At 61.4% G+C, this 5,734-nt stretch carries 4 protein-coding genes; all 4 read left to right on the forward strand.

From position 1 onward, the window contains the following. Nucleotides 1-240: 240 nt before the first annotated feature. The 4 genes from dapA to SGJ19_04910 all read left to right on the forward strand — a co-directional run bounded on the left by dapA (nucleotide 241) and on the right by SGJ19_04910 (nucleotide 5,462). Entirely contained in the window at nucleotides 241-1,134 is an 894-nt protein-coding gene (gene dapA, locus SGJ19_04895; protein MDZ4779570.1) for a 4-hydroxy-tetrahydrodipicolinate synthase, read from the forward strand. A gap of 183 nt (nucleotides 1,135-1,317) precedes the next feature. Beyond that, complete coding sequence (locus SGJ19_04900; GenBank protein ID MDZ4779571.1) at nucleotides 1,318-2,256, forward strand: histone deacetylase; 939 nt, start codon at nucleotides 1,318-1,320, stop codon at nucleotides 2,254-2,256. Between the two features lie 284 nt (nucleotides 2,257-2,540). Further along, entirely contained in the window at nucleotides 2,541-3,722 is a 1,182-nt protein-coding gene (locus SGJ19_04905; GenBank protein ID MDZ4779572.1) for an acyl-CoA dehydrogenase family protein, read from the forward strand. 294 nt (nucleotides 3,723-4,016) lie between these two features. Next, on the forward strand, nucleotides 4,017-5,462 hold the full coding sequence (locus SGJ19_04910) for an MATE family efflux transporter (protein MDZ4779573.1): 1,446 nt from the start codon (nucleotides 4,017-4,019) through the stop codon (nucleotides 5,460-5,462). Nucleotides 5,463-5,734 lie beyond the last annotated feature (272 nt).

Raw genomic sequence — 5,734 nt, forward strand, 5'->3', positions numbered from 1 at the left:
CACGAAAGGCACGAAAGTCTTGTCGAGTATTGGATTGCGCTGGAAGTGCCAAAGGGACGTCGGCTAGGCGATCTGCCTTCAAATGGCCACCGCAAGTTTACCAAACATCCCAAACTTTCGTGCCTTTCGTGCTTTTCGTGGTTCCTTCCGAGATGTGTAGATACCAACGGTCAGGAGACCGTGCCACAACAATGTTAGACATGATCCACCACTCCGTTTCCTAAATTCACATCACGCACCATGTCACGCACCACCCGCAGCGAGGCCTTTGCCGGCCTGTCCGTTGCCATTACGACTCCCTTCAAGAACGGCGAGGTCGATTACGCCGCGCTCAAGACGCAGATCGAGTTCCAGATCGCGGCCGGGACGATCTGCATCTGCCCGGCGGGGACGACCGGCGAGTCCCCCACGCTGACCCACGAGGAAAACGATCGAGTTATCGCCGCGAGCGTCGAATACGCCGCCGGCCGGATCAAGGTCATGGCCGGCACCGGCTCCAATAGCACCGCCGAGGCCCTCCGGCTTACCAAGCAGGCCGAGAAAAACGGCGCCGACGCCGCACTGGTCGTCGCCCCGTATTACAACAAGCCGACGCAGGAAGGCTTCTACCAGCACTACAAGGCGCTGGCCGAAACGGTCGGCCTGCCGATCTGCGTGTACAACATCCCCGGCCGCACGGGCAAGAACATCGAACCGGAAACGATCGCGCGGATTGCCGAATGCCAGAACGTGACCATGGTCAAGGAAGCCACGGGTTCGCTGGATCAGGCGTCGCAAGTGGCCGCGCTGACCGATCTCACAATTCTCAGCGGCGATGACAGCCTGACGCTGCCGATTCTTTCGATCGGCGGGCGCGGCGTGATCTCGGTCGTGGGCAATATTGTCCCAAAGGCCATGATCGCGCTCTTGAACGCCTGGAACGCTGGCGACATCGCCACGGCCCAGGCCGCGCATCTCAAACTCTTCCCGCTCTGCCGCGATATGCTCGGCCTGGCAACGAACCCCATTCCAGTCAAAGCCGCAATGAAACTCCTCGGCCGCGACACCGGCGAAATGCGATTGCCCATGACGGCGCTCGACGAAGCCACGGAACAAAAGCTCCGCCAAACCCTGATCCGCTTCGGGCTGCTGTAATACATGAGCCCGCGAAACACGCGAAATGACGCGAAAGGGAACGGCGAGGTGCGGTTCGAAAAAACTTCCTCGATTCGCTCGTATTATCCATCGACCATCGGATAGCCGAATTTTTTCGCGTAATTTCGCGTGTTTCGCGGGCACTTCCGAATTGCGTGGCGTTATCTCGGATAGAAGTTCGCTATGACGTTGCTCTACACTTCGCCAACGTTTCTGGAGCATGACACCGGGCGGCATCCGGAATGCGCCGAGCGGTTACGGGCGATTTCGCGGCGGCTCGCTGAGACTGGCTTGAGCGCGCAATGCCAGGCGATGGAGTGGCAAGCGGCGACCGTCGAGGAACTGTGCCTGGTCCATGGCGCCGATTACCCTGAGATGATCGAGGTCAGTTCATCGGGAGGCGGCGGGCGTATTGAAGCCGACACCGTCGTCAGCGCCCGCTCCTACGAAGCCGCCACACTCGCGGCCGGCGCGGTGGTCGATGCCGTGCGGCGCGGTGTCACGGGGCCGGATCGCACGGCGCTTTGCCTGGTGCGCCCGCCTGGGCATCATGCGCTGCCGGATCGACCGATGGGCTTCTGCCTGTTCAACAACGTAGCGATCGGCGCTCGATTCGCGATCAACGAACTGGCGCTCCATCGCGTACTGATCGTCGACTGGGACGTCCATCACGGCAACGGCACGCAGGACATGTTCTGGACCGACCCGAGCGTTGGTTTCTTCTCAATCCATCGCTGGCCGTTTTACCCCGGCACGGGCAACTTCGACGAAACCGGCGGCGGCGACGGGCTGGGGACGACGCTCAACTTGCCAACGGAGCTCGGCATCTCGCGGCAGGACTACCTGGCGGCGTTTCGGTCTCGGCTGGAAATGTTCGCCGATCGCCTTCGCCCGGAGTTGATCATCCTCAGCGCCGGCTTCGATAGCCACCGCGAGGACCCGGTCGGCTCGCTAGGACTAGAGGTCGAAGACTTCGCCACGCTGACCGACGTGGTGCGCGACATCGCCGCGACCCACGCCGGGGGCCGCATCGTCAGCGTCCTGGAAGGCGGCTACCATCCAGAGCGACTAGCAGAATCAGTAGAATCCCACCTCCGGAAACTGCTGGCGTCCACTCCATAGGATGCACCACGGAAAACTCGGAGAACATTGAGAAGGGAAGTGAGTTCGAAGCAGATTCGGAACCGCAAAAAGCGCCAAATGACGCGAAAGTGTGCAGGCGCGGAGTCGGGCATTCGAGCTACCCTCCCCTTTCTCCCTTTTTCGTGTGTTTCGCGTATTTCGCGGTTAAATCCTCCTCGTCCACCGTGTCTCCATGTCTCCGTGGTGAAAATCCGGAGCCGACTCGTTTCGTCGCCTGAGCCTACAATTGAGCAGTTCGCCCGGGCCTTTCAGGAGTCGCTGACGTGTACCCGCAAGATGCCGAAAAGCTGTTGGCCGACGTGGACGCCTTTTGCCAGGAACTGCGGCCCACCGAAGAGTTGTGCTACGTCGAGCACCGTCAAAACGACGGCATCGCGGAGCTGGCCAAAAAGCATGACTTGCTCGGGATGCCGATCCCCGTCGAACTGGGCGGCCGTGGCGCGGACGCGGTGACCTACGCCCGGGCGTTGGCGCGGATCGGCCGCGAAGGAACCGGCGCGCGAACGTTCTTTTCCGGACATACGTCCATCGGGCAATACCCGATTCTGCGCTACGGCAACGACGCGCAGAAGAAACACTACCTGCCCGCCTCGGTGCGCGGCGAATGCATTCTGGCCTTCGGACTAACGGAGCCAGACGCTGGATCGAATCCGTTGGAAATGACCAGCACGTATCGCCGCGAAGGGAATCGCTTTCTGTTGAACGGCGTGAAGTACCTGATCTCCAACGGCGGAATCGCGCAGGCCGTGGTGGTCCTGGCGTATCCCGAGGCCGCGACCGGTCCGGAACGTCGCATGAGCGCGTTCATCGTCGAAACGGCCGGCGAGACCTTCGAAACCGAGGATCTGCCGTCCAAGCTCGGCATGTTCACCGCGAACACGGCGATGTTCCAGATGACGGACCATCCCGTGCCGCTGGAAAACATGCTTGGAGAGGAAGGCAACGGATTCCGTGTCGCGATGGGCACGCTTGTTTCCGGCCGCTTGAGCGTCGCCTCGGGTTGCCTGGGCGTGATCGAGGATTGTCTCGTCGAGGCGATTCACTACTGCCAAACACGCAGCCAGCACGGCAAGCTGATCGGCAAACATCAACTCGTGCAGGAACATCTGGCGGCCATCGAAATGGCCCGCGCGGCAAGCGACGCAATGATCGAACGCGCGGCGCACGCCAAGCAACGCAGCGACGAATCGCCGCAAGACAAGGACGCCGCCGCCGAGGCAGACTTGCGCGTCGCCCAAGCCAAGTTCTTTGCTTCGAACGCAGCCTGGGAAGCCGCCGACCACGCCGTGCAAATCTTCGGCGGCCGCGGCTACAGCGAACTCTACCGCGTCGGCCGGCACCTCCAAGACGTCCGCGTCTGCCGCATCTACGAAGGCACCGACGAAATCATGAAACTCAAAATCGCCACAGCCCTGCTGGGAAAAGACTTCGCGGCGTTTTCGTAAGGGTCGCTTCGTGAAGCGCAGAGATGAGAATTAGACCGCGAAACACGCGAAATGACGCGAAAGAAGGCGCGAGCGCAATGGTTGGCGCTATTTGCAAATTCCCATTCTCATTTTTCGCGTCATTTCGCGTGTTTCGCGGTCAAATTCTCCGCGCCTCCGCGGTTCAAATAGAAACAGCACCCCGAACCGAACTTCGCCTCGCGTGTCCTGCCTCGCTGGCGATGGACATCGCCCGGCCGTTGCGGCATTCTGGTCGCAGGCGATTTCCACGGCGCGAACTTGAGGCGGTGCGCGATGGCGGAGCAGGAATTGGGAATTTGGCGCAGGCCAGGCGGCTTGCGCGAAGTGCTGTGGCTGTCATTCCCGCTCGTGATTTCTACCGCGTCGACGACGCTGCTGCAGTTCACCGACCGGTTGTTTCTAGTCCAGTACTCTCAGGACGCGATGGCCGCAGCGCTGCCGGCCGGGGCCCTCCAGTGGACGATCATGAGCTTTGCCTTCGGCATCGCCATGTACGTCAACACGTTCGTCGCCCAGTATTCCGGAGCGGAGCGTCCCCAACGGATCGGCGTCGCCGTTTGGCAAGGAATTCTGCTCGGCCTGGCCGCCACGCCGGTGCTCTTGGCCACGATCTTTGTAGCGCCCTGGTTTTTCGCCCAGGCCGGGCACACACCAGAGGTGCAGACGCTGGAAATCGAATACTTTCAGATCCTGATGCTCGGCGGCCCGGCGCAGGTCATGGCAGCGGCGATTTCGGCCTTCTACACGGGCCGCGGCAAGACCGGCGTCGTCATGTACGTCAACATGTTCGCCGCGGTGCTGAATGTAGTGCTCGACTACTTCTGGATCTTCGGGATCGCCGGCCACGAGGGCTGGGGCATCGCGGGCGCTGCCTGGGCGACCGTGGTGTCCTATTGGGTCGTCCTGGGCATTTGGTTCGCCCTCTTTCTGCAGGCGGGACATCGGCGCGATTTCGCCACCTGGCCGGCGAAGCTGTTCGATGGCGAGCTGTTTCGCCGTCTCGTGCGGTTCGGGGCGCCCCAGGGCCTGCAATTCGCGGTGGAAATCGGCGGCTTTTCCCTGTTTCTGATGATTGTCGGTCGGCTCGGAGCGCTCGAGTTGGCCGCCACCGGACTCGCGCTCAACGTCAACATGCTGGCCTTCATGCCGGCGCTCGGCATTGCGATCGCGGCCGAGACCCTGGTGGGGCAGCGGATTGGGGAAAAGCAGCCCGATCTCGCGGCGCGGTCCACCTGGTCGGCGTTCACGCTCGCGCTGATTTACACGTTTGGCGTGGGGATTGTTTACTTCTTCTTTGGCGACCTGCTGCTGATCCTTCACGGCGCTCACCTGGAGGATCCCGAATCCTTCGGCCCGCTGCGCGACATGACGGTCATGCTACTCAAGTTCGTCGCCATTTATTGCCTCTTCGATAGCGCCAACATCGTGTTCTCGTTCGCCATCAAGGGCGCCGGCGATACCCGCTTCGTATTGAAGACGACATTTCTGATGTCCGGCATGCCGGTCGTGGCGACTTGGGTCGGCATCGAAAAATTCGGACTGGGTCTACGTTGGTCCTGGTTCGTGCTGACGATTTGGATTCTGGCCCTGGGCGTGATCTACCTCCTGCGCTTTCTCGCCGGCTACTGGCGCGAAATGCAGGTGATCGAACATCAGGTGCCGGAGTTGGAATCGCCCAGCGGCGAGAGCGCCCTAACGCCCTGCCCAAACGACGCCTAAAGGCCCATCCCAAAACCGACATAGACGCTTGGGTGGCTGGGGTCGAATGTACTCATTCGCCCCCAGCGGAACAGCCTGGGGCGAACGAGTACATTCGACCCCAGCCACCCGGAACTTGGTTTTGGGAATAGCTCTAAGTCGAATAGGTGCTGATCAGTCGCCCGCGACTCCGCGCACGGCAGCATGGACCAAGCGCACGGCGGTCAGAGGACCATGGCTTACATTGCGCTAAGTGCACACGCAGTAGAAATAGTGCGATGGGTGCCACTGGC

Source organism: Planctomycetia bacterium (assembly GCA_034440135.1).
Lineage (GTDB): Bacteria > Planctomycetota > Planctomycetia > Pirellulales > JALHLM01 > JALHLM01.